Annotated in this window: 23 protein-coding genes; 8 read left to right on the top strand and 15 right to left on the bottom strand. The window is 59.3% G+C overall.

Features of this window, described 5'->3' with window-relative positions:
* Positions 1-7: 7 nt before the first annotated feature.
* The 6 genes from asd to accD all read left to right on the top strand — a co-directional run bounded on the left by asd (position 8) and on the right by accD (position 5,821).
* Positions 8-1,138 (top strand): aspartate-semialdehyde dehydrogenase, encoded by a 1,131-nt coding sequence (asd, locus tag Q1M54_RS03315; protein WP_300553853.1) that lies wholly within the window; start codon positions 8-10, stop codon positions 1,136-1,138.
* 81 nt (positions 1,139-1,219) lie between these two features.
* Positions 1,220-2,005 carry a tRNA pseudouridine(38-40) synthase TruA gene (gene truA / locus Q1M54_RS03310; RefSeq protein WP_300553850.1) on the top strand — a complete coding sequence of 262 codons (786 nt, stop codon included), beginning with the start codon at positions 1,220-1,222 and terminating at the stop codon, positions 2,003-2,005.
* Positions 2,002-2,709 (top strand): phosphoribosylanthranilate isomerase, encoded by a 708-nt coding sequence (locus Q1M54_RS03305; protein ID WP_300553847.1) that lies wholly within the window; start codon positions 2,002-2,004, stop codon positions 2,707-2,709. The genes truA and Q1M54_RS03305 overlap by 4 nt, the downstream gene beginning before the upstream one ends.
* An 84-nt stretch (positions 2,710-2,793) precedes the next feature.
* Positions 2,794-4,077, top strand: a complete 1,284-nt coding sequence (gene trpB, locus Q1M54_RS03300; RefSeq protein WP_300553844.1) for a tryptophan synthase subunit beta — start codon at positions 2,794-2,796, stop codon at positions 4,075-4,077.
* 10 nt (positions 4,078-4,087) lie between these two features.
* The gene (gene trpA / locus Q1M54_RS03295) at positions 4,088-4,897 is read left to right on the top strand and encodes a tryptophan synthase subunit alpha (protein WP_300553841.1); all 810 of its coding nucleotides are present in this window, start codon (positions 4,088-4,090) and stop codon (positions 4,895-4,897) included.
* 51 nt (positions 4,898-4,948) lie between these two features.
* Entirely contained in the window at positions 4,949-5,821 is an 873-nt protein-coding gene (accD, locus tag Q1M54_RS03290) for an acetyl-CoA carboxylase, carboxyltransferase subunit beta (RefSeq protein WP_300553838.1), read from the top strand.
* An 80-nt stretch (positions 5,822-5,901) separates the two neighbouring features.
* Here the strand turns inward: accD and Q1M54_RS03285 are convergent, their stop codons facing one another.
* Positions 5,902-6,450: a YggT family protein gene (locus Q1M54_RS03285; protein ID WP_300553836.1), complete on the bottom strand. Its 549-nt coding sequence runs from the start codon at positions 6,448-6,450 to the stop codon at positions 5,902-5,904.
* Between the two features lie 33 nt (positions 6,451-6,483).
* Here Q1M54_RS03285 and Q1M54_RS03280 point away from each other — a divergent pair, with 33 nt between their 5' ends.
* A complete protein-coding gene (locus Q1M54_RS03280; protein WP_300553834.1) occupies positions 6,484-7,146 on the top strand; it encodes an LON peptidase substrate-binding domain-containing protein in 663 nt (220 codons plus the stop codon).
* 150 nt (positions 7,147-7,296) lie between these two features.
* Positions 7,297-8,874: a lysine--tRNA ligase gene (lysS, locus tag Q1M54_RS03275; protein ID WP_300553832.1), complete on the top strand. Its 1,578-nt coding sequence runs from the start codon at positions 7,297-7,299 to the stop codon at positions 8,872-8,874.
* Between the two features lie 54 nt (positions 8,875-8,928).
* On the opposite strand, the gene Q1M54_RS03270 is transcribed toward lysS, so the two are convergent.
* The 14 genes from Q1M54_RS03270 to fabD all read right to left on the bottom strand — a co-directional run bounded on the left by Q1M54_RS03270 (position 8,929) and on the right by fabD (position 22,643).
* A complete protein-coding gene (locus Q1M54_RS03270; RefSeq protein ID WP_300553830.1) occupies positions 8,929-9,249 on the bottom strand; it encodes a hypothetical protein in 321 nt (106 codons plus the stop codon).
* Positions 9,250-9,267: 18 nt separating this feature from the next.
* Positions 9,268-10,353, bottom strand: a complete 1,086-nt coding sequence (gene nagZ / locus Q1M54_RS03265; protein WP_300553828.1) for a beta-N-acetylhexosaminidase — start codon at positions 10,351-10,353, stop codon at positions 9,268-9,270.
* Between the two features lie 37 nt (positions 10,354-10,390).
* A complete protein-coding gene (gene acpS, locus Q1M54_RS03260; RefSeq protein ID WP_300553826.1) occupies positions 10,391-10,798 on the bottom strand; it encodes a holo-ACP synthase in 408 nt (135 codons plus the stop codon).
* Positions 10,795-11,556, bottom strand: a complete 762-nt coding sequence (locus tag Q1M54_RS03255) for a pyridoxine 5'-phosphate synthase (protein ID WP_300553824.1) — start codon at positions 11,554-11,556, stop codon at positions 10,795-10,797. Before Q1M54_RS03255 ends, acpS begins: the two co-directional genes overlap by 4 nt.
* Positions 11,553-12,302, bottom strand: a complete 750-nt coding sequence (recO, locus tag Q1M54_RS03250; protein WP_300553821.1) for a DNA repair protein RecO — start codon at positions 12,300-12,302, stop codon at positions 11,553-11,555. The genes Q1M54_RS03255 and recO overlap by 4 nt, the downstream gene beginning before the upstream one ends.
* Positions 12,303-12,313: 11 nt before the next feature.
* Positions 12,314-13,369 carry a GTPase Era gene (era, locus tag Q1M54_RS03245; protein ID WP_300553818.1) on the bottom strand — a complete coding sequence of 352 codons (1,056 nt, stop codon included), beginning with the start codon at positions 13,367-13,369 and terminating at the stop codon, positions 12,314-12,316.
* Positions 13,366-14,076: a ribonuclease III gene (gene rnc, locus Q1M54_RS03240; protein ID WP_300553815.1), complete on the bottom strand. Its 711-nt coding sequence runs from the start codon at positions 14,074-14,076 to the stop codon at positions 13,366-13,368. The genes era and rnc overlap by 4 nt, the downstream gene beginning before the upstream one ends.
* Before the next feature lies 1 nt (position 14,077).
* A complete protein-coding gene (gene lepB, locus Q1M54_RS03235; RefSeq protein ID WP_300553812.1) occupies positions 14,078-15,043 on the bottom strand; it encodes a signal peptidase I in 966 nt (321 codons plus the stop codon).
* Positions 15,043-16,851 (bottom strand): translation elongation factor 4, encoded by a 1,809-nt coding sequence (gene lepA, locus Q1M54_RS03230; RefSeq protein WP_300553810.1) that lies wholly within the window; start codon positions 16,849-16,851, stop codon positions 15,043-15,045. Before lepA ends, lepB begins: the two co-directional genes overlap by 1 nt.
* Positions 16,852-17,344: 493 nt before the next feature.
* On the bottom strand, positions 17,345-18,817 hold the full coding sequence (locus tag Q1M54_RS03225; protein WP_300553808.1) for a DegQ family serine endoprotease: 1,473 nt from the start codon (positions 18,815-18,817) through the stop codon (positions 17,345-17,347).
* A gap of 586 nt (positions 18,818-19,403) precedes the next feature.
* A complete protein-coding gene (fabF, locus tag Q1M54_RS03220) occupies positions 19,404-20,648 on the bottom strand; it encodes a beta-ketoacyl-ACP synthase II (RefSeq protein WP_300553806.1) in 1,245 nt (414 codons plus the stop codon).
* Between the two features lie 6 nt (positions 20,649-20,654).
* Positions 20,655-20,891 carry an acyl carrier protein gene (gene acpP / locus Q1M54_RS03215; RefSeq protein ID WP_019427049.1) on the bottom strand — a complete coding sequence of 79 codons (237 nt, stop codon included), beginning with the start codon at positions 20,889-20,891 and terminating at the stop codon, positions 20,655-20,657.
* A gap of 61 nt (positions 20,892-20,952) precedes the next feature.
* Complete coding sequence (gene fabG, locus Q1M54_RS03210) at positions 20,953-21,696, bottom strand: 3-oxoacyl-ACP reductase FabG (RefSeq protein ID WP_300553803.1); 744 nt, start codon at positions 21,694-21,696, stop codon at positions 20,953-20,955.
* Positions 21,693-22,643: an ACP S-malonyltransferase gene (gene fabD, locus Q1M54_RS03205; protein ID WP_300553799.1), complete on the bottom strand. Its 951-nt coding sequence runs from the start codon at positions 22,641-22,643 to the stop codon at positions 21,693-21,695. Before fabD ends, fabG begins: the two co-directional genes overlap by 4 nt.
* Between the last annotated feature and the right edge of the window lie 16 nt (positions 22,644-22,659).

The raw sequence follows: 22,659 nt of genomic DNA, 5'->3' as shown, positions 1-22,659 counted from the left end.
CGTTGAAATGAGCAAGTTAGTAGGTTTGGTTGGCTGGCGCGGCATGGTCGGCTCGGTGTTGATGGACCGGATGGTTCAGGAAAAAGACTTTGACCTGATCGAGCCATTGTTCTTCTCCACATCGAACCCAGGTGGCAAAGCCCCTGCGATGGCCAAGAACGAAACCACGCTGCAAGACGCTTTCGACATCGAGCAACTCAAGCGCTGCGAGATCATCATCACCGCCCAAGGCGGTGACTACACCTCTGAAGTGTTCCCCAAGCTGCGCGCTGCGGGCTGGAACGGCCACTGGATTGATGCAGCGTCGACCCTGCGCATGGATAAGGATGCGGTCATCATCTTGGATCCGGTCAACATGCCCGTGATCAAGAACGCGCTGACCAACGGCGGCAAAAACTGGGTGGGTGGCAACTGCACCGTGTCGTGCATGTTGATGGGCGTGGGCGCCCTGTACAAAGCCGGTTTGGTCGAGTGGATGAGCACCCAGACTTACCAAGCGGCGTCGGGCGGCGGTGCACAGCACATGCGAGAGCTGCTGACCCAATACGGCACCCTGAACGCCGAAGTCAAAGCCCTTCTGGATGACCCCAAAAGTGCCATCTTGGAGATCGACCGCATGGTCGTGGCCAAGCAACGCGCACTCACGACGTCTGAAACCGCCAACTTTGGCGTGCCACTGGGCGGCTCCTTGATTCCTTGGATCGACAAAGATCTCGGCAACGGAATGTCCAAGGAAGAGTGGAAAGGCATGGCTGAGACCAACAAGATCTTGGGCCTTGGCGAAGCATTCAATTCAGCGGCCATTCCGGTGGACGGTTTCTGCGTGCGCGTGGGCGCCATGCGCTGCCACAGCCAGGCCCTGACCTTCAAACTCAAAAAAGACGTGCCCGTGGCCGACATAGAAGCCATGATCGCCGCCGACAACGAGTGGGTCAAACTGGTGCCCAACACCCGCGAAGCCACCATCAAAGATCTGACGCCCGTGGCCGTGACCGGCACCATGACTATTCCTGTGGGTCGTGTGCGCAAACTGGCCATGGGGCCTGAGTATGTGGGCGCCTTCACCATCGGCGATCAGCTGCTGTGGGGCGCGGCCGAGCCGCTGCGCCGCATGCTGCGCATCTTGTTGGACGCCTGATCTCAACATGATCTGCGTCTCCTGTGCACTGAACACCTGGCGTGGGCTGTTCATGCGCTGGGCACTCCAAAGGCCTGCACGATGAGACTGGCGCTGGGCATCTGCTATACAGGTACGGCCTACCAAGGCTGGCAGAGCCAGTCCACGGGGCTGACGATTCAGGACAAGCTTGAAAAGGCCTTGTCCAAATTTGCAGATGTGCCCCGCATCAGCACTTTGTGCGCCGGCCGCACCGATGCGGGGGTGCATGGCCTGATGCAAGTGGTGCACTTTGACACCGAGCTGGACCGCGACACGCATTCTTGGGTGCGCGGCACCAACCGCTACTTGCCCTCCGACATCGCCGTGCAATGGGCGCAGGTGATGCCCGAAAGCTTTCATTGCCGGGCCAGTGCTACGGGCAGGCGCTACATCTATGTCGTGCTCGACTCGGCTGTGCGGCCCAGTCTAGAAAGCGGCCGTGTTGGCTGGGTGTACCGCCCCTTGGCCGAGGCAAGCATGCGCAAAGCCAGCCAGCATTTGCTTGGCGAACACGATTTTTCATCTTTCAGGGCCAGCAGCTGTCAGGCCCTGTCGCCCATCAAAACCCTGAGGCACATCCGGATCACCAGGCACGGTGCTTATTGGCGCTTTGAGTTTGAAGGCAACGCTTTCTTGCACCACATGATCCGCAACATCATGGGTTGCTTGGTGACGATTGGCCAGGGCCACCAGCACCCCGACTGGATGCGCGAGGTGCTGCTGGCCCAAAGCCGCGATGCCGCTGCCCCTACTTTTTCGCCCGACGGCCTGTACTTTGCAGGGCCAATTTACAGCCCTGAATGGGGCTTGCCCGACACCACCCCTGCTTTTGATTGGTTGCCATGAGCCTAGCCAACACGACTGACCTCACCGCGCCGCAGCAACGCACCCGCATCAAGATGTGCGGTTTCACCCGCGAAGCTGACGTGCTGGCCGCCTGCGCCGCTGGGGCAGATGCCATCGGTTTTGTGCTCTATCCGCCCAGCCCGCGCAGCGTGAGCATCGAGCGCGCAGCCGAGCTGGCTCGCCTGCTGCCTGCTTTTGTGACGCCGGTATTGCTCTTCGTCAACGAGACGCCTGAGCGCATTGAAGTCGCTTGCGCAGCCGTGCCGGGCGCTTTGCTGCAGTTTCATGGTGACGAATCGGCCGAGTTTTGTGCGGCCATGACGCTGCGCACTGGCCGCCCTCATCTCAAAGCCGCCCGAATCCCCCTGTCCGCGGTCCATGACTTCGACTTGCTAGAATTTGCGCTCTTTCATCACGCAGCCCAAGCCCTCTTGCTCGACGCCCATGTCGACGGATACGGCGGCGGCGGACAAACATTCAATTGGTCACTCCTGCCACCAAACGTCAATGCTCACCTCGTTTTGTCTGGTGGACTCACACCTGCAAACGTGGGCGATGGCATACGGGCGCTGCACACGCATGGCCTGTCTCTGGCTGTTGACGTGAGCTCGGGCATCGAAGCAGGCAAGGGCCTGAAAGATGCCGACAAAATGCGGCAGTTTGTCCAAGCGGTGCGCGCCGCTGACAGCACCCTTCACTTTTGATCATTTTCGGTCCGCTTGGATCCCGCTTGCAGTGCCTCAGGCTTGCAAGCACCGAGCGGCCCCGCACCAACTGAGCACCACACCATGTTTGATTACCAACAACCCGACCTCAAAGGCCATTTCGGCATTTATGGCGGCAGCTTCGTCAGCGAAACCCTGACCCACGCCATCAACGAACTCAAGGCCGCTTACGCCCAGTACCAGCACGACCCGGCTTTCATCGCCGAGTTCAAGTCCGAGCTGGCGCACTTTGTGGGCCGCCCCTCCCCCGTTTACCACGCGGCTCGCATGAGCCGTGAAATGGGCGGCGCACAGATTTTCTTGAAGCGCGAAGACCTCAACCACACCGGCGCCCACAAGATCAACAACACCATCGGTCAGGCCATGCTGGCCAAGCGCATGGGCAAGCCTCGCATCATTGCCGAGACCGGCGCAGGCCAGCATGGGGTGGCCACCGCCACCATCTGTGCCCGCTATGGGCTGGAATGCGTGGTGTACATGGGCGCCGAAGACGTCAAACGGCAAAGCCCCAACGTCTACCGCATGAAGCTTCTGGGCGCAACGGTGGTGCCCGTGGAGTCGGGCAGCAAAACCCTCAAAGACGCCCTGAACGAAGCCATGCGCGACTGGGTCGCCAACGTGGACAACACCTTCTACATCATCGGCACCGTGGCCGGCCCGCATCCCTACCCCATGATGGTGCGTGATTTCCAAAGCGTGATCGGCGAAGAGTGCCTGACGCAAATGCCCGCGATGTTCAAGACACTCCAAATGGCGGAGCAGCAACCCGATGCGGTGATCGCTTGCGTAGGCGGTGGCAGCAACGCCATGGGCATCTTCTACCCCTACATCCCGCACGAAAAAACCCGACTGATCGGCGTGGAAGCGGCGGGCGAAGGCTTGGATACGAACAAGCACTCGGCCTCGCTGCAACTGGGCAGTCCCGGCGTGCTGCACGGCAACCGCACCTACATCCTGCAAGATGAGAACGGCCAAATCACCGAGACGCACAGCGTGAGCGCGGGTTTGGACTACCCCGGTGTGGGCCCCGAGCATGCTTTCCTGAAGGACATCGGCCGTGCTGAATATGTGGGCATCACCGACAAAGAAGCACTCGAGGCCTTTCACTACCTGTGCCGCACCGAAGGCATCATCCCTGCGCTGGAGTCCAGCCATGCCGTGGCCTATGCCATGAAGTTGGCCAAAACCATGCGCACGGATCAATCCATTCTGGTGAACCTCTCGGGTCGCGGCGACAAAGACATCGGCACGGTGGCCGATCTGTCCAACGCCGATTTCTATTGCCGCCCCAGCTGCCAAGGCCAATCGGTCAAAGGTGGCGAGCAGCCCGTGAATTTTGTGAAGTGAGGGCCAGAACATGAGCCGCATTGACGCCACCCTCTCCGCCCTGAAAGCCCACGGCCGCAAAGCCCTGATCCCTTATGTCACGGCCGGTTTCCCCCAGCAGAACACCACCGTGTCACTGATGCACGCCATGGCCGAAGCCGGGTCAGACATCATCGAGCTGGGCGTACCGTTTTCGGACCCCTCCGCCGACGGCCCGGTCATCCAAAAAGCGGGGGACAAGGCCTTGGCGCTGGGCATTGGCACGGTGCAGGTGCTGGCCATGGTGCGCGAGTTCCGCCAGACCAACACCACCACTCCGGTGGTGCTGATGGGGTACGCCAATCCGGTGGAGCGCTACGACCAAAAACACGGTGCTGACAGCTTCATTCGCGACGCATCTGCCGCCGGCGTAGATGGCGTGCTGATCGTGGATTACCCCCCTGAGGAGTGCGTGGAATTTGCGGCCAAGCTGCGTGCCCACAGCATGGACCTGATCTTTTTGCTGGCCCCCACCAGCACCGATGAACGCATGCAACAAGTGGCCAAAGTGGCCAGTGGCTACGTTTACTACGTATCGCTCAAGGGCGTGACCGGTTCGGGCACTCTCGACACCGATGCGGTCGAAGCCATGCTGCCGCGCATCCGCCAACATGTGAGCGTCCCAGTCGGCGTGGGCTTTGGCATTCGCGATGCAGAAACCGCCAAGGCGATCAGCAAGGTGGCCGACGCGGTGGTGATCGGCTCGCGCTTGATTCAGCTGATCGACGCGGCCCCTGCCGATCAGGTCAACGCGGTGGCGTCTGATTTTTTGCGCGGTATTCGCCAAGCTCTGGACGCCTGAACAGGCCGACCGAGGTTTCAACGATAATTCGCCGCACAAGGAGATCCCCTCATGAGTTGGCTCGAAAAACTGCTCCCACCCAAGATCCAGCACACCGACCCGGCCGATCGGCGCACGGTGCCGGAAGGCTTGTGGGTCAAGTGCCCAAGCTGCGAAACGGTGCTCTACAAAACCGACCTGGAAGAAAACCACAATGTTTGCCCAGGCTGCTCGCACCACCTGCGCATCGGTGCTCGCGCTCGCCTGAACGCCTTCTTGGACGGTGAAGGCCGCTACGAGATCGGTCAAGAAGTCGTGCCGGTGGACCCGCTCAAGTTCAAAGACAGCCGCAAGTACCCCGAGCGCCTGAAAGAGGCCATGGACAACACCGGTGAGACCGATGCTCTGGTGGTCATGGGCGGCTCGGTGCACAGCATCAATCTGGTGGTGGCTTGCTTTGAATTCGATTTCATGGGCGGCTCCATGGGTTCGGTTGTGGGCGAGCGTTTTGTGCGCGGCGTGGAAACTGCCATCGCACAAAAGGTGCCTTTCGTGTGCTTCACCGCCACGGGTGGTGCACGCATGCAAGAAGGCCTGCTCTCGCTCATGCAAATGGCCAAGACCAACGCGGCGCTGACGCGACTGGCCAAAAAAGGCCTGCCCTACATCAGCGTGCTGACCGACCCCACCATGGGCGGCGTGTCGGCTGGCTTTGCCTTCTTGGGCGATGTGGTCATTGCCGAGCCCAAAGCCCTGATTGGCTTCGCCGGCCCCCGTGTGATCGAAAGCACCGTGCGCGTGACCCTGCCTGAAGGCTTTCAGCGCGCCGAGTTCTTGCAAAGCAAGGGCGCGGTGGACTTCATCTGCGACCGCCGTGAACTGCGCAAGACCATCGCCACCACTTTGGCCATGCTGCAGCGCCAGCCAGCCGATGCAGTCAGTTGATCAAGTGCGCTCGCGCCATGCAAAAGGCCCTCCATGGAGGGCCTTTTGCATGGCGCGGGGGGCTGCGCGAAAACGTCGCCTCAGCGCAAACCACCCATCTGCAGACCCATCAAAACAATGCCCACCATTTGCAGGGCCAAGAGCAAGACCAAAGGCGATAAATCAATGCCGCCAATGAGCGGCATAACGCGTCGAATCGGACGCAAAATCGGCTCCACCAGCTTCAATACCAAGTCATTCAATGGCGAGTGAGGGCTGATCCACGACATGACCGCGTAGACCAAGACCAAAGCGCTCAGCGCTGAGACCATCAGCTGAAGCAAACTCAAAATACTGAACCAAGGCAACAAAAACCACGGCGCGTGGCCTCCAGACACCAGCCACAACAAGGACACCTGAGCCAGCTTGATCAGCCAAGCCCCCGCCAGACTGGACAAGTCCCATGCCGACCAAGACGGGATTATTTTGCGCAAAGGCAGCACCAGCCAATCGCTCAGTGCAAACACGAATCGGCCCACGGGCTGGTGAAACGAAATGCGTTGGCGCTGCATCAGCAAACGCAGCAAGCACGTGCCTGCCAACAAACCTGCCACCACGTCCAAAACCAAACTGACCATTTGAAACCACATCGATTTTTCTCCTGCTCGTGCGATGATACCCAGATGCCTTCAAGCCCTGCCCCTAACCACATGACCCCGACGGAACTGCCCCTTTTCCCATTGGGCACGGTGCTGTTTCCTGGTGCTTTATTGCCTCTTCAATTGTTTGAATTGCGCTACCTGCAAATGATCGGCGAATGTGAACGGCAAGGCACCGGCTTTGCTGTGGTCACGCTCACCCAAGGCCGTGAAGTGCACCGCCCAGGGGCCAGCGCCGAGCAGTTTGAAACCCTGGGCACGCGGGTGCACATTGAGCGGATTGAGCGGCCCCAAGCCGGGCTGGTCAGGGTCTGGTGCCGAGGCATAGAAAAAATCAGCATCCACAACACGCGTCAGCGCAGCGACGGCTTGTGGACAGGCCAAGTCAAAGCCCTCCCCCCTGAGCCGTCTGTTCAAGTGCCCGAAGACCTGCAACATCTGTCTGCACAAATGCACGAGGCCCTGACCCAGCTGAGCGCTCAGCCCAGCCAGGTGCCCCACTGGGCCGAAGCTTGGCGGCTACAAGACTGCAGCTGGTTGTCCCACCGCTGGGGCGAGTTGCTGCCCTTGCCTTTGCAAATGAAATACCGCCTGTTTGCACTGCAAGAGCCCTTGATGCGCTTGGAGTTGATCGGCGACATGGTGGCCCCCTCAACGTCACCACCTCAACCACCCTCTCAGCGATGACCGCAGCCAGAGGCCACGCCGCCCAACAGATTCAGCCCCAAGCCCTCCGCAAACTCTTAAAATAGCGGGTTTTGCGCTCTTGCGCAGCCTCACTTTCTCTTTATTCGCAATCTAGGCTCAAACCCGTCCTGAGCCCAACCACCGCCCGCCATGTCCGATACGAACGCCACCGCCGCAGCCGCACCAGCCCCCCAAGATGAAAACCAGCTGATCGCTGAGCGCCGCGAGAAACTCAAAGCCATGCGCCAAGCGCAAACCGATGGCAAGGGTGTGGCATTCCCCAACGACTTCAAGCCCGAGCACCACGCCGCCAACCTGCACCAGGCGCATGGCGACAAAGACGCCGAGACCCTGAACGGCGAAGGCGTGGCCAAAACCATGGCCAAGGTGGCTGGCCGCATGATGCTCAAGCGCGTGATGGGCAAGGCCAGCTTTGCCACACTGCAAGACGCCTCGGGCCGCATTCAGGTCTATGTGACCCGTGACGACGTGGGTGAAGACCTGTACGCCCTGTTCAAGCACTGGGACCTGGGCGACATTGTGGGTGTGGAAGGCCACCTGTTCAAAACCCGCACAGGCGAGCTGTCGATCCACGCCACCAGCATCCGCATGCTCACCAAGAGCCTGCGCCCCATGCCTGACAAGTTCCACGGCGTGGCCGACCAGGAAGTCAAGTACCGCCAGCGCTATGTGGACCTGATGACCGACGAAAGCGCCCGCAAGCGCTTTGCGGCCCGCAGCAAGGCCGTGAGCGGCATCCGCGAGTTCATGGTCCAGCACGGCTTCCTCGAAGTCGAAACGCCCATGCTGCACCCCATCCCCGGTGGCGCCAACGCCAAGCCGTTTGTGACGCATCACAACGCGCTGGACCAAGAGATGTTTTTGCGCATCGCGCCAGAGTTGTACCTCAAGCGCTTGCTGGTGGGTGGCTTTGAGCGGGTGTTCGAGATCAACCGCAACTTCCGCAACGAAGGCATCTCGGTACGCCACAACCCCGAGTTCACCATGATGGAGTTCTACGCGGCGTACTGGAACTACCAGGACCTGATGGGTTTTACCGAAAGCCTGATCCGCGACGCGGCCATGACCGCTGCGGGCACCTTGGACTTGAGCTACAACGGCAAACCGGTCGACCTGAACAAGCCTTTCGCCCGAATGACCATCCGCGAAGCCATCGTCAAACACACCGAAGCCGGTGAAGTATGTGAAACCGGCACAGGCGCACGGGTGGACAACGCCGAGTGGCTGATCAATGCCCTGAAAAAGCTGGGCATGAGTGAAGCCAAGGACAAGCTGTCCAGCCGCAGCTTGGCCAGCCTGCAGGTGTTTTACTTTGAAGAAACCGTGGAAGACAAGCTCTGGGAGCCCACCTTCATCATGGATCACCCCACCGAGATCAGCCCGCTGGCCCGTGCCAACGACACCCGCCCTGAAGTGACCGAGCGTTTTGAGCTCTACATCACCGGCCGCGAGTTCGGCAATGGCTTTTCAGAATTGAACGATGCCGAAGACCAGGCTGCTCGCTTTCAGGCCCAAGTGGCCGCCAAAGACGACGGCGACGATGAAGCCATGTACTACGACCACGACTTTGTGCGTGCCCTGGAATACGGCATGCCCCCTGCCGGCGGCTGCGGCATCGGCATTGACCGCCTGATGATGCTGCTGACCGACAGCGCCAGCATCCGGGATGTGATCCTCTTCCCTGCCCTGCGGCACGTGCAGGCGTAAAGACCTTTAACAACAAACCCGGCCTAGGCCGGGTTTTTAATTGGAAAGACCCGCTCAGAGGCGTCGGTCCGTGGGCAATCGCGGCGCATCTTCCACCACCTCGCGCACCTCCACATCCACCACCCGGTCATCGTGGGCGCTTTGACGTCCCTTGGGACCTTCAAAGCCCTGAGATGTTCCGGCACGAAAGCCGCCTTGCCTGAAGTTCTGGCGCATGGCACTGAACTGTTGCCAGACCAGCACCACCTGGGGCTTGCGGCCGGTCAGCAACCAACGCACCGTGGCATAAACGATGTAACAGGCCAGGCCAAAGAGCAAGGCAACCAGAAGCGCGAGCCCGATCAGGCCCATGAAAATTTTGGCGATCCAGTTCATCCAAGGGTCCTGTTCAGGTCAAGGCAGGCGATCGAGCGCCTGCATGTAGTCGGCCGAGCGCACCAGCTCGTCCCAGGGGCGAGCGGGAGATCGGGGCAAGAGGTTCAGGCGCCGCTCTTCGCTGATCTCGCTGGGTATCCAGTGGCCCTTGAGTTGGGCTTCGGCCAGCTGATCGAGGACTTCGTTCAGCTCTGCACCGTCGTTCACCGCCGAGCGGTTGCACAGCAGGGCCAGGTCACAGCCCGCGTGCAGCGCGGTGATGACGGCCTGGGTATAGCTGAGGGTGTGCCCCTCCAGCTGGCGTGCGGCGGCCATCGACAGGTCGTCGGTGCAGACCACGCCCTGAAAGCCGAGCTGGGCGCGCAGGATGTCTTGCAGCCAGCGCGGCGAAAAGCCCGCCGGGCGGCTGTCCACCTTGCTGTAGATCACATGGGCAGGCATCACGGCCGTGAGCAGGCTACCTAGCCAACGGTAAGGCTGCGCGTCGTCGGCGAGGATGGTCTTGAGGCTGCGCTTGTCGACCGGCAGCGCCACATGCGAGTCGGCCTTCACGGCGCCGTGACCCGGAAAGTGCTTGCCGCAATTGCCCATGCCCGCCTGCAGCAGGCCGTGCATCAGGCTGCGGGCCAGCAGGCTCACCACACGCGGGTCACGCGCAAAAGCGCGGTCGCCAATGACACCACTCTCGCCATAGTCCAGATCGAGCACCGGGGTAAAGCTGAAGTCCACACCACACGTACGCAGCTCGCTGGCCAGCACAAAGCCGGCAGAGGTGGCCGCCTCGCAGGCCTTGAGCACCCCAGTGCCGGGTTGGCCCTTGTCGTCTTGGCCCCAGAGTTCACCCAGCGCCCGCATGCTTGGCAAGTGGGTGAAGCCGTCGGTGCGAAAGCGTTGCACCCTGCCCCCTTCGTGGTCCACCGCGATCAAGAGGTCGGCCCGGATGCTTTTGATGTCTGCGCACAAATCTGTGAGTTGCGCACGGCTTTGCCAGTTGCGGCCAAACAGGATCATGCCGCCCACCAGCGGGTGGGCCAGGCGGCGCCGGTCCACGTCGGTGAGTGTGGTGCCGGCAATGTCCAGGATCAGGGGGGCGTGAAGTGTCATGAGTGGTTCATTCCATGTGGGGTGCCAGCGCGGCAAATCAAGGGCGCGGGGGGCTTTGGGTTTCGACCACGCAAAAGCTGGCGGCGTATTCGGATTCGTCGGTCACGGTGATGTGGGCGCTCAGACCCTTGGCCTCGAACCAGTCTTTCAGGCCGCCGTGCAGCACGATGACCGGCTGGCCGCTGGGCAGCTTGGCCACCTCGCACAGACGCCAGGTCATGGGCATGCGCATGCCCAGACCAATCGCTTTGCTGAACGCCTCTTTGGCCGAAAAACGTGTGGCCAGGTAACGCACACCGCGCTCGGGCCAGCGGGCGCTGCGCGCCTTCCAGGTGGCCATTTCTGCATCGGTCAGCACCTTGGCGGCAAAGCGCTCGCCATGCTTGTCCAGGCTGGCCCGGATGCGGCGGATGTCGCAGATGTCGGTGCCGATGCCGTAGATCATGTGTTCAGGCAGTCCAGATAAGCCTGTACCGTGGCGGTGTAGCCCAGCTCCAGCGCGTCGGCCATGAAGGCGTGGCCAATGGAGACTTCTTGCAAGCCTTTCACAGCGGCCACAAAGGCCGGCAGGTTATCGCGGTTGAGGTCGTGGCCTGCATTGATGCCCAGACCCGCTTGCGTGGCAGCTGCGGCTGCATCGGCATAACGCTGCAGCTGCTGGTTTTGCTCTGGCGTGCCAAAGGCGGCGGCATAAGGCTCGGTGTACAGCTCCACCCGGTCGGCCCCCACGGCGCGGGCGGCGGCCATTTGCTCTGGCATTGGGTCCATGAACAGGCTCACCCGAACACCCAGCGACTTGCACTCATCGATCAAGGGCTTCAGGCGTTCGGCGTCCTGCGGGAAGGTCCAGCCGTGGTCGCTGGTGAACTGGCCTTCGCTGTCGGGCACAAAGGTCACCTGGTGTGGACGCACGGCACGCACATGCGCCATCAGGTTGTGAAAAGGGTTGCCTTCGATGTTGAACTCGCGATCGGGCCAGGCCTGCATGAGCGCGTGCAGCTCGGGCACGTCGCTGGCTCGGATGTGGCGCTCATCGGGGCGGGGGTGGATGGTGATGCCTTGCGCGCCTGCTTGCAGACACAACTGGGCTGCGCGAACCACGCTGGGGATGCCCAGGTGGCGCGAGTTGCGCAGCAGCGCAACTTTGTTGACGTTGACCGACAAGGCCACGCGTTGGGAAGATGTGGGCATGGAGGAGTTCATAAAGTTTGCAAGTCCAGCATCATTTGGCGGGTGCGCAAAGCGCCTACACCGCAATGGTAGTTGAGCATGAGGCGCAAGGGGCGCTGAAGCTGCACCAGCAGGTCGGCGCATTCGCGCAGCAAAGCCGCCAAGGGGCTAGGGGATGCCAACGCCGCATGCAGCGCCAGCCACTGTTCCCCACGCAAGGCGTGGCGCGGGTCATCGCTCACCCACTGCAAGCCCGCTTCGGGCACGAGCTCGTAACTCTCCGTGGGCGACAAAGGCTTGAGCGTCAGGGTCTGCAGGTTCAGCGCGGGCAGCAAGCCCATTTCTTTGAGCAGCAGCAGCTCAAAGCCACGCAAAGCCCATTGCAGGGCATCGGGGTCGCCACTGGCCAGCAGGCGCACAGCCGCGGCATACACCTCAAACAACTGCGGGTGCGGGTCATCACGCGCGGTCAGGCGCATCAGCAGCTCATTGAGGTAATAACCGGACAGCAAGGCCTCACCCGTGGGCATGACGTGGCCGCCCACCCATTCGGCCGATTTGAGGGTGCGGATGTCGCCGTCGCCACCAAAAGCCAGCGACAAAGGCTGCAAAGGCAAGAGCACCGGGCGAAAGCCAGACGTGGGCCGTTTGGCCCCTTTGGCCACCAAAGCCACCCGGCCATGTTGGCGGGTGAAGACCTCGAGGATCAGGCTGGTTTCGCTCCAGTCGTAGCGGTGCAGCACATAGGCTGGCTCCTCTGCGATCCGCTTGGTGGCCATTGGCAGTGGAATTACTCGTAACCGAAGCTGCGCACGCGGGCTTCGTCGTCGGCCCAACCCGAACGCACTTTGACCCACAACTCGATGAAGACTTTGGCGTCCAGCAGCTTTTCCAGCTCCACGCGGGTCTCGGTGCCGATGCGCTTGAGCTTTTCGCCCTTGTCGCCGATCACCATGGCCTTGTGGCCTTCACGCTCGACCACGATGGTGGCGGCAATGCGCAGCATGCGCTTGGCGGTGCGACCGGCCTCTTCCTCAAACTTGTCGATCACCACGGTGGAGGTGTAAGGCAGCTCGTCACCCGTCAGGCGAAAGAGCTTTTCGCGCACCATTTCGCTGGCCAGGAACTTCTCGCTGCGGTCGGTGAGTTCGTCTTCGGCATGCCACCAGGGCTGCTCGGGCAGGTATTTTTCGCAAATGCCCAATAGGCGCTCGATGTCCTTAGGCTGCTTGGCCGACATGGGCACGAACTCGGTGAAGGCATGGCGCTCTTGCATGCTTTGCAGCCAGGGCGCGATGTCGCCACGGCGGTGCACGTTGTCCAGTTTGTTGGCCACCAGCAAGACTGGAATGCCGGGCTTGAGCAGCGCCAGCACTTTGGCATCGGCCGTGGTGAAGCTGCCCGCCTCGACCACGAACAGCACCAGGTCCACATCGCTCACCGCGCCGACCACGGTTTTGTTCAGCGACTTGTTGAGCGCGGTGCCATGGATGGTCTGGAAACCCGGTGTGTCCACGAACACATACTGGGCAGCGCCCTGGGTGCGGATGCCGGTGATGCGGTGGCGCGTGGTTTGGGCCTTGCGCGAGGTGATGCTGATCTTTTGACCGACCAAGGCGTTGAGCAAAGTGGACTTGCCCACGTTGGGTTTTCCCACAATGGCCACCAGGCCGCAGCGCTGACCTTCCACCGGCACAGGCGCGGGTGCGGCAGCAACCGGCGCCAAAGAAGCGTCCTCCGAGGATGAGCGTGGCTGAATCGTCACACCCGCGATTTGAACGGGGCGGCGCATGGTTTGCTCTTGCGGCGTGCGTTCAGTTTCAGGCGTTTTTTTGTCGGTGCTCATGCGGCGCTTTCGGATTTCAGGATCTGCAGCATGGCGGCGGCCGCTGCTTGTTCGGCGGCGCGACGCGATGCGCCCGAGCCTTGTTGGGTTTGGCGCAATTCGGTCACTTCGCAAGAAACCTCGAACTGCTGCCGGTGGGCGGCGCCAGAAGTGCCAACCACGGTGTATTTGGGCAACGCCAGTTTGCGCCCTTGCAACCACTCCTGAAGCTCGGTCTTGGGATCTTTGCCCACGGCCTGCATGTCGGGTTTGATGTCAACTTTGGCAAACAGGCGCTCGATCAAGGCTTGGGCTGCTGCGTAACCACCATCAAGGTAGACCGCACCGATGATGGCCTCAAGCGCGTCAGCCAAGATAGAGGGGCGACCTTGACCGCCCGAGCGCATCTCGCCCTCGCCCAAGCGCATCACAGCAGGCAAATCCAAGGTTTTAGCCAATTGGTGCAAGGTGTCTTGCTTGACCAAATTGGCCCGCACCCGAGACAAATCGCCTTCGGGCAAATTGGCCAGTTGCGTGTAGAGCAAGTGAGCCACAGACAGGTTGAGTACGGAGTCTCCCAAAAACTCCAAGCGCTCATTGTGGTCAGCGCTGAAACTGCGGTGCGTTACCGCTTGTTGCAACAAACTGGCTTGGCGGAATGCGTAACCCAAGCGTGTTTGCAACTCTGACAAGGACAAGGTGGCAGACGTTGAGGTGTTCACGCTCACCTCAATTGAAAGCGCCGATGCGCTTGAGATTGCCAAAGTTCATCCAGACAAAAAAGGCTTTGCCGACGATGTTGGCGTCCGGCACAAAGCCGAAGTAACGGGAGTCTAAGGAGTTGTCGCGGTTGTCACCCATCATGAAGTAGTGACCTGCAGGCACTTTGCAAGTCACGCCTTCGACGGTGTAGTTGCAGTTTTCGCGTCCAGGAAACTGGTCGGCCCCGGGGACAAATGCAGGACGGTCATCGTCTTGCAAGGTCTGATAGGTCTTGGTACCCAGGGTTTCACGGCGGTGCTTGTGATAACGCATGGTGGATTCATCAAAGAAATCGGGCAAGACTTCGGTCGGAACAGGTTGGCCGTTGATGCTGAGCGTTTTGTTGATGTAGGCCACCTCATCGCCCGGAAGTGCGACCACGCGCTTGATGTAGTCGACACTGGGCTTGGGAGGGTAGCGGAACACCATCACATCACCGCGCTGCACGGGCGTGCCCTCGGTCAACTGGGTGTTGGCCACTGGCAAGCGAATGCCGTAATGAAATTTGTTCACCAATATCAGATCGCCGATGTGCAGCGTCGGAATCATGGAGCCGGAAGGAATCTTGAAAGGCTCAAATAAGAAAGAGCGCAGCACAAAAACCACCACAATCACAGGGAACAAGCCCGCTGTCCAGTCCAGCCACCAAGGCTGCATGAGCAGTTTCTCGCGGGACTCGCGGATATCTGTGTCCACTTTATCGATGCCCATTTTGGCCAACTCGGCACGGCGCTGGGCGGTTTCGGCTTCAAGCTTCAACACCGCTTTTTGGCGCTGAGGCAAAAAGAAAAAGCGCTCGGCCAGCCAATAAATGCCGGTGACCACGGTAGCCAACAGCAACAACAGCGCAAAGTTGCCCTCGATGAAACCCAGATACCAAGAACCGGCATAGCCAACAAAAGCGGCCAAGACCATAGACGTGATGAACTGCATCAATCTTCCACCTGCAAAATGGCCAAGAATGCCTCTTGTGGCACCTCAACCGAACCAATTTGTTTCATGCGCTTTTTACCGGCTTTTTGCTTTTCCAGCAGTTTGCGTTTGCGCGAAATGTCGCCACCGTAGCACTTGGCCAAAACGTTCTTGCGCAAGGCCTTGATGCTTTCCCGGGCAATGATGTTGGCGCCAATCGCGGCCTGGATCGCCACGTCGAACATTTGGCGGCTGATGATCTCGCGCATCTTAGCCACCACCGCCCGGCCCCGGTACTGAGACTGCGAACGGTGCACGATGATGGAAAGCGCATCGACTTTCTCGCCATTGAGCAAAATGTCAACTTTGACCACATCGGATGCGCGGAACTCTTTGAATTCGTAATCCATCGAGGCATAACCTCGGCTCACAGATTTGAGCTTGTCAAAGAAGTCCAGAACGATCTCGCCCAGCGGCATTTCGTAGGTCAGCATGACCTGACGACCGTGATAAGCCATATTGAGCTGCACGCCACGTTTTTGGTTGGCCAGCGTCATGACGGGGCCCACATAGTCTTGCGGCATGTACAAATGCACCGTGACGATGGGCTCACGGATTTCTTGCAACTTACCTTGGTCGGGCATCTTGGAGGGGTTTTCCACCAACACGACCTCGCCACCTGGCTGGACCACTTGGTAAACCACGCTGGGCGCAGTGGTGATCAGATCCTGGTCAAACTCACGCTCCAAGCGCTCTTGCACGATTTCCATGTGCAACAAACCCAAGAAACCACAACGGAAACCAAAGCCCAGCGCTTGCGAGACTTCAGGTTCGTAGTGCAAGGATGCGTCATTGAGCTTGAGCTTTTCAAGTGCGTCGCGCAGTCCATCGTATTGGTTGGCCTCGGTGGGGTACAAACCAGCAAAGACCTGTGGCTGGATTTCCTTGAAGCCAGGCAGCGCCTCCGCAGCAGGCCCCAAATTGTTAGGCAGCTTCTTTTCCAGCGTCACGGTGTCGCCCACCTTGGCGGCTTGCAACTCCTTGATGCCGGCAATGATGTAACCCACTTCACCCGCTCTCAAAGACTGGCGCGGCTCGTTGGCGGGGGTGAATACACCCAGGCTGCCCGCTTCGTAGACCGCGTTGCTGGCCATCATCTTGATGCGCTCGTTTTTGAGCAGCTGACCATCGACCACACGCACCAACATCACCACACCCACATAACTGTCGAACCAGCTGTCGATGATCATCGCGCGCAGCGGCGCATCGGGGTTGCCCTTAGGCGGAGGAATGCGGGCCACCACGGCTTCCAGGATTTCTTCGATGCCCATGCCGGTCTTGGCCGAACAGGGAATCGCATCGGTGGCATCAATGCCGATCACATCCTCGACTTCGCTGCGTGCGTTGTCTGGATCGGCGTTGGGCAAATCCATTTTATTGAGCACTGGCACCACCTCGACACCCAAGTCCAGGGCGGTGTAACAGTTGGCCACGGTCTGGGCTTCCACGCCTTGGCTGGCGTCAACCACCAGCAAAGCACCTTCGCAGGCCGAGAGCGAACGCGACACTTCATAAGAGAAGTCCACATGGCCGGGGGTATCAATCAAATTGAGGTTGTAGACCTGACCATCTTTGGCCTTGTATTGCAGCGCGGCGGTTTGCGCCTTGATCGTGATGCCGCGCTCTTTCTCGATGTCCATCGAGTCCAGCACCTGCGCTTCCATATCCCGGGCTTCCAAGCCGCCACAGCGTTGGATCAAGCGGTCTGCCAGCGTGGATTTGCCGTGGTCAATGTGGGCAATGATCGAAAAATTTCTGATGTGATTCATCAACGAAGTTCTGCAAATAGGAGTGGATCAATGATCCGGAAAAGAAAAAAGGGCGCGTCTGGTGGTGACGCGCCCTGAACCAACAATCAATGGCAACTGCGATAGTTGGGACCTCATTGTAGGCAAAATGGCCCATTCGCACAGCCCCAACTTCGGGTCCAGCAGGTCGTTGCAGACAAGCAACACAGAATTTATACACAACTTATCCACAATAGAGCCAGCTTCAAAGTGAACAACTTGTGGGCTGTCTGTGGATCATCGGTGGACACCTGTTTGAAATATCGCATGGTGAATCCAGGCCTGCTTCTGACACCATAAATCGTCGTTCAAGACCCATGATTTTAGCCAAATTCGTCATGACCGACGAAAAATGTTAGTGTTCGCACACGTTGAAAAAATTTTCAGGCAGCGCAAAAAAACCAAAAAAATCACAAAGACCCTACAAGCTTAAAACCCATAGGGATTTCAGGTTTTATAAGGGCATGGGCTTGCATCAGGGTGCAGGACGGATGGTCACAAAGTCAGCCGCATTGCCCCTGCGAATCAACACGCTGACGGGTTTGGTCTTGTCCAAACGGGCCACCAAGGCCTCAAAGACCTGTACCGATGGCACCTCGGCATTGGCAACAGCCAAGATCAAATCACCCTCCCGAATTCCAGCCCGGGCTGCCGCATCGAGCGCAGCATCCACGCGAACACCGGCACGAACACGCGATTCTTTGCGCTGTTCGTCAGACAAATCGCTCAAAGTGAGGCCCAAATGCGCAACCGTGGCGGGTGGTGTTTGTTTCTCAGGCACCACAGCCGCTGTTTTCTCAGGTTCCACCTCGGCCACCGTGACAGACAGATCGCGGTTACTGCCGCGTCTGAAAACGGTCAGTGTCACGCGGTTGCCGGGCGGCGTATTTCCCACTGCGCGAGGTAGATCGGCGGTTTTCTCAATGGGTTTGCCGTCAAAGCGCAGGATGATGTCGCCTGCCTCCAAACCCGCTTTTTCTGCTGGTGAACCCTCTTCGACGCCTCGGACCAAAACACCTTGCGCTTTGCCCAAACCTATCGATTCGGCCACATCCTTGGTCACGGGCGCAATTTGAACGCCGATTCGACCGCGACTGACACGACCCTTCGAGCGCAACTGGTCACTCACACGGGTGGCCTCGTCCATGGGAATGGCAAAAGAAATACCCATGAACCCACCTGAACGCGAGTAGATTTGGCTGTTGATGCCCACCACTTCGCCCCGCATGTTGATCAATGGTCCACCCGAATTGCCGGGATTGATGGCGACATCGGTTTGAATGAAAGGCAAGAAGTCTCCCGTATCGCGTTGCTTGGCACTCACGATGCCGGCGGTGACGGTATTGTCCAAACCAAAAGGCGAACCGATGGCCATGACCCATTCACCCACTCGCAGGCGACTGACATCGCCCACTTTCACAGCCGGCAAGCCCGAAGCCTCGATTTTCACAACCGCCACATCCGTTCTTTTATCAGCACCCACAATGCGCGCCTTGAATTCACGCTTATCGGGCAACGTGACCAAGACCTCCTCCGCGCCTTCGACCACATGCGCGTTGGTCATGATGAAACCATCTGCACTCAAGATGAAACCTGAACCCACGCCTCGGGGTTGAGCCTCAGGTGAGGGTGAGGGTCGATTCGGTCTGGGGGCTTGCCTTGGCGCGTTGGGCATCGGCACCCCAAAGAAGCGCCGAAACAACTCTTGCATTTCTTCATCGGCCCCGCCCGATGCGGGGGCAGTGGTTCGCGCTTTTTCAAGGGTGCGAATGTTCACCACTGAGGGGCCAACGCGCTCGACCAATTCGGTGAAGTCTGGCAAACCCCTGACCAACGCTCCCGAGGATTGCGCCAAAGCAGCGGCCGAGGGGATGAAGACCAAACCTGAAACCAAGGCACCGCTCAAAAGAGCTGCTGTCGCAGCTTGGGTCCAATTTTTTTTGCTCACGAAAGCCTCCTTGTCGTCTTTAAATGCGGATTCAACTCAATACCAGATGGGGAAGAAAAGGACCGATTCAAGGTGGGCTAGTGGCGGTCAACCCCCAATTCATTTTGGATTGCATGGGTCTTTGGGCGCGAATATACAGCGCATCTAAAACCATGCCACTTTGAGGGCATCGCATCCGCTTGTAGCCATGCACTGATCAAGGGTCCTTTTACCTTGCCCTGATGGTCCACACTGTTAACCCACAACAAAAGACCCGCACCCGTATCCCATGCCACCGTCAAATGGACAGCTTGAAATTGCCCTGACAAGGCTTGCTCGGCTTGCCAAAACCAAGCATCGCCCGTCCAGAACAAGTTACCCCCCGAAATGCGTTGTTGGGGTGCCCAAAGCGCAGCAGCCAACCCACACGACAACCAGATGCCCCATGCCAGGGACACCAGAAGTGGTGTCACTTGGCTTTGAATTTGCCAAGCGATCAATCCCAAAGCAGACAGTCCGAAAGCCGACATCCCTATACAGCGGCCCCAAACAAAACGCCCCACCGGGAAAGCCACAGGCGGGGCGTTGTGCATGGTCTTGTCTCAGGTCAGATGCGTTTGAACACCAAAGAACCGTTGGTACCACCGAAACCAAAGTTGTTTTTCAGGGCCACATCGATTTTCATATCGCGAGCCGTGTTGGCGCAGTAGTCCAGATCGCACTCAGGATCGGGATTGAGCAGATTGATCGTAGGCGGTACTTTTTGATGGTGCAATGCCAGCACAGTGAACACGCTCTCAATGCCACCTGCGCCACCGAGCAGGTGACCGGTCATGGACTTGGTCGAGCTGACCACGGTTTTGTAGGCGTGGTCACCCAAAGCCGCCTTGATGGCGTTCGTTTCATTGATATCACCCAGCGGCGTGGAGGTGCCGTGTGCGTTCAAGTAGTCGATTTGGTCGGCATTGACACCCGCATTGCGCATGGCGTTCAGCATGGCGCGACGGGGGCCGTCCATGCTGGGCGCAGTCATGTGACCCGCGTCGGCGCTCATGCCGTAACCACCCAACTCGGCGTAAATTTTCGCACCACGGGCTTTGGCATGCTCGTACTCTTCGAGCACCATCACGCCGGCGCCTTCACCCAGCACAAAGCCATCGCGGTCTTTGTCCCAAGGGCGTGAGGCAGCTGCAGGGTCTTCATTGCGGGTAGACAAAGCGCGCATGGCTGCAAAGCCACCCACACCCAACGGCGAGACAGTGCCTTCGGAGCCACCAGCGATCATCACGTCGGCATCGCCATACTCGATCAGACGACCGGCTTCGCCAATGCTGTGCAGTCCGGTGGTGCAAGCCGTGACCACGGCCAGATTAGGGCCTTTGAAGCCGTGGCGCATGGACACATGACCCGAGATCATGTTGATGATCGAGGCCGGCACAAAAAATGGGGAGATGCGACGCGCACCACGCGACACATATTCGATGTGGGTTTCTTCGATCAATGGCAAGCCACCAATGCCTGAACCAATCACCACACCCGTACGGCAGGCGGCTTCTTCATCCAAGGCTTCGCCAGCGGGCAGACCGGCATCTTGGATGGCCTGTGCTGCTGCGGCGATGCCGTAGTGAATAAACCGGTCCATGGTCCTGGCTTCTTTGGCCGAGATGTAGGACTCAAGGTCAAAATTTTTGACTTCACCCACGATTCGGCACGACATGGCCGAAGCGTCAAAGCGGGTGATGGGACCAATACCGGATTGACCGGCAAGCAGGTTGGTCCATGCATCAGCGACCGTGTTGCCCACGGGGCTGACGCATCCCAAACCCGTGACAACAACGCGGCGCCGGGTCATCGTCGATCAGGCCTTTTTGCTTTGGGCGTAATCGATCGCAGCTTGCACCGTGGTGATTTTTTCTGCGTCTTCGTCAGGAATTTCAATGCCGAACTCGTCTTCGAGTGCCATCACCAGTTCCACAGTGTCCAAGGAGTCGGCACCCAAATCGGCCACGAAGGCTTTTTCATTGGTGACTTGTGACTCTTCAACGCCGAGTTGTTCGGCAATGATTTTTTTGACACGTGCTTCGATATCGCTCATGGGGTCCCTCTGAGGGTTGTGAAAAATGAAGATTTTACCTGTCCGAAAGGGGTTCCGGGAATCAGGCCATGAACATGCCACCATTGACATGCAATTCTTGTCCGGTGACATAGCCAGCACCCGGTCCGGCCAGGTAGGCCACCGCATGGGCGATGTCATCGGGTTGACCCAAATGGCCCAGAGGGATCTGGCCCAGCAAGGCTTTTTGTTGTTCTTCGGGCAAGCTGGCGGTCATGTCCGTGGCGATGAAACCGGGCGCTACGCAATTGACCGTGATGTTGCGGCTGCCCAGTTCGCGCGCCAAAGCACGGGTCATCCCGGCGACACCCGCCTTGGCTGCAGCGTAATTGGCCTGACCCGGGTTGCCCGAGGCCCCCACCACGCTGGTGATGCTGATGATGCGGCCATAGCGCTGCTTCATCATGGGACGGATCACGGCGCGGCTCATGCGGAAAACAGCCTTGAGGTTGGTGTCGATCACTGCGTCCCAATCGTCGTCTTTCATGCGCATGGCCAAGGTGTCACGGGTGATGCCCGCGTTGTTGATCAGCACCTGCAGGCCACCATGTTCTTTCACGATGGCATCAATCAAGGCTTCGCCTGCGGCCGCATCGTTGACGTTCAGGTTAGCGCCCCGGCTGCCAGGATAGGCCGACAGGGTCTGGCTGATTTTGGCAGCGCCGTCGTCACTGGTGGCGGTGCCAATGACGACATAACCCGCTTTGGCCAAATGCAAAGCAATGGCGGCTCCAATACCGCGTGAAGCGCCTGTGACCAGTGCAACTTGTTTTTGTACTTCACTCATACCAACAGTCCTTTCACTTCGGCCAAAGTGGCCGGGTCATACAGCGGCACGCCGTTCAATTCAGGGTCAATGCGCTTGGTCATGCCGGCCAGCACCTTGCCAGGGCCGCATTCGACCAAGGTGGTCGCGCCACGGGCCTTGATGGCCTGCACGCATTCGACCCAGCGCACCGGTCCAAAGGCTTGACGGTACAGCGCATCACGGATGCGGTCAGCATCGGTTTCGATGGCCACATCGATGTTGTTGAGCACCGGGATCTGCGGCACCCCTAAAGAAAGGGTGGCCAACTGTTCACGCAGCTTTTCGGCCGCAGGTTTCATCAGGCTCGAATGGAAAGGCGCCGACACAGGCAAAATCAGTGCACGCTTGGCCCCCATGCCCTTGAGCACTTCGCAGGCTTTGTCCACCGCAGCCTTGCTGCCCGCAATCACGGTTTGCGCTGCGTCATTGAAATTCACGGCCTCAACCACTTCAGCACTGCCAATACCAAAGCTGGCTTGAGCAGCTTGGCAGCCCTCGATCACCTTGTCCGAGGCCAAGCCCAAAATGGCAGCCATGGCGCCCACGCCCACGGGCACGGCTTCTTGCATGGCCGAGGCACGCAGGCGCACCAGCGGCGCTGCTTGCGTCAAGGTCAAAACACCCGAGGCCACCAAGGCACTGTATTCGCCCAACGAGTGACCAGCCACCACAGACGGTTTGGCACCGCCCTCAAACAGCCAGGCGCGGTAGGCCGCCACAGCCGACACCAGCATCACAGGCTGTGTGTTGGTGGTCATCGCCAGCGCCTCTTTGGGGCCTTCGTGAATCAGCTGGGCGACGTTTTCACCCAAGGCATCGGAGGCCTCATTCAAAGTTTCGAGGACCACGGGGTGGTCGCCCCAAGCGTCGAGCATGCCGACAGATTGGGAACCTTGGCCAGGAAAAACAAAAGCAAATGAAGTCATGTACAAATTGAGTATT

Source organism: Limnohabitans sp. Rim8, from assembly GCF_943326455.1.
Lineage (GTDB): Bacteria > Pseudomonadota > Gammaproteobacteria > Burkholderiales > Burkholderiaceae_C > Limnohabitans_A.
This window is presented reverse-complemented; position numbering and strand designations above follow the sequence as displayed.

What these genes read in the sequence shown, in the direction of transcription:
- asd (WP_300553853.1), top strand. Translation starts at nt 8, where the DNA reads ATGAGCAAGTTAGTAGGTTTGGTTGGCTGGCGCGGCATGGTCGGCTCG.
- truA (WP_300553850.1), top strand. Translation starts at nt 1,220, where the DNA reads ATGAGACTGGCGCTGGGCATCTGCTATACAGGTACGGCCTACCAAGGC.
- Q1M54_RS03305 (WP_300553847.1), top strand. Translation starts at nt 2,002, where the DNA reads ATGAGCCTAGCCAACACGACTGACCTCACCGCGCCGCAGCAACGCACC.
- trpB (WP_300553844.1), top strand. Translation starts at nt 2,794, where the DNA reads ATGTTTGATTACCAACAACCCGACCTCAAAGGCCATTTCGGCATTTAT.
- trpA (WP_300553841.1), top strand. Translation starts at nt 4,088, where the DNA reads ATGAGCCGCATTGACGCCACCCTCTCCGCCCTGAAAGCCCACGGCCGC.
- accD (WP_300553838.1), top strand. Translation starts at nt 4,949, where the DNA reads ATGAGTTGGCTCGAAAAACTGCTCCCACCCAAGATCCAGCACACCGAC.
- Q1M54_RS03285 (WP_300553836.1), bottom strand. Translation starts at nt 6,450, where the DNA reads ATGTGGTTTCAAATGGTCAGTTTGGTTTTGGACGTGGTGGCAGGTTTG.
- Q1M54_RS03280 (WP_300553834.1), top strand. Translation starts at nt 6,484, where the DNA reads ATGCCTTCAAGCCCTGCCCCTAACCACATGACCCCGACGGAACTGCCC.
- lysS (WP_300553832.1), top strand. Translation starts at nt 7,297, where the DNA reads ATGTCCGATACGAACGCCACCGCCGCAGCCGCACCAGCCCCCCAAGAT.
- Q1M54_RS03270 (WP_300553830.1), bottom strand. Translation starts at nt 9,249, where the DNA reads ATGAACTGGATCGCCAAAATTTTCATGGGCCTGATCGGGCTCGCGCTT.
- nagZ (WP_300553828.1), bottom strand. Translation starts at nt 10,353, where the DNA reads ATGACACTTCACGCCCCCCTGATCCTGGACATTGCCGGCACCACACTC.
- acpS (WP_300553826.1), bottom strand. Translation starts at nt 10,798, where the DNA reads ATGATCTACGGCATCGGCACCGACATCTGCGACATCCGCCGCATCCGG.
- Q1M54_RS03255 (WP_300553824.1), bottom strand. Translation starts at nt 11,556, where the DNA reads ATGAACTCCTCCATGCCCACATCTTCCCAACGCGTGGCCTTGTCGGTC.
- recO (WP_300553821.1), bottom strand. Translation starts at nt 12,302, where the DNA reads ATGGCCACCAAGCGGATCGCAGAGGAGCCAGCCTATGTGCTGCACCGC.
- era (WP_300553818.1), bottom strand. Translation starts at nt 13,369, where the DNA reads ATGAGCACCGACAAAAAAACGCCTGAAACTGAACGCACGCCGCAAGAG.
- lepB (WP_300553812.1), bottom strand. Translation starts at nt 15,043, where the DNA reads ATGCAGTTCATCACGTCTATGGTCTTGGCCGCTTTTGTTGGCTATGCC.
- lepA (WP_300553810.1), bottom strand. Translation starts at nt 16,851, where the DNA reads ATGAATCACATCAGAAATTTTTCGATCATTGCCCACATTGACCACGGC.
- fabF (WP_300553806.1), bottom strand. Translation starts at nt 20,648, where the DNA reads ATGACCCGGCGCCGCGTTGTTGTCACGGGTTTGGGATGCGTCAGCCCC.
- acpP (WP_019427049.1), bottom strand. Translation starts at nt 20,891, where the DNA reads ATGAGCGATATCGAAGCACGTGTCAAAAAAATCATTGCCGAACAACTC.
- fabG (WP_300553803.1), bottom strand. Translation starts at nt 21,696, where the DNA reads ATGAGTGAAGTACAAAAACAAGTTGCACTGGTCACAGGCGCTTCACGC.
- fabD (WP_300553799.1), bottom strand. Translation starts at nt 22,643, where the DNA reads ATGACTTCATTTGCTTTTGTTTTTCCTGGCCAAGGTTCCCAATCTGTC.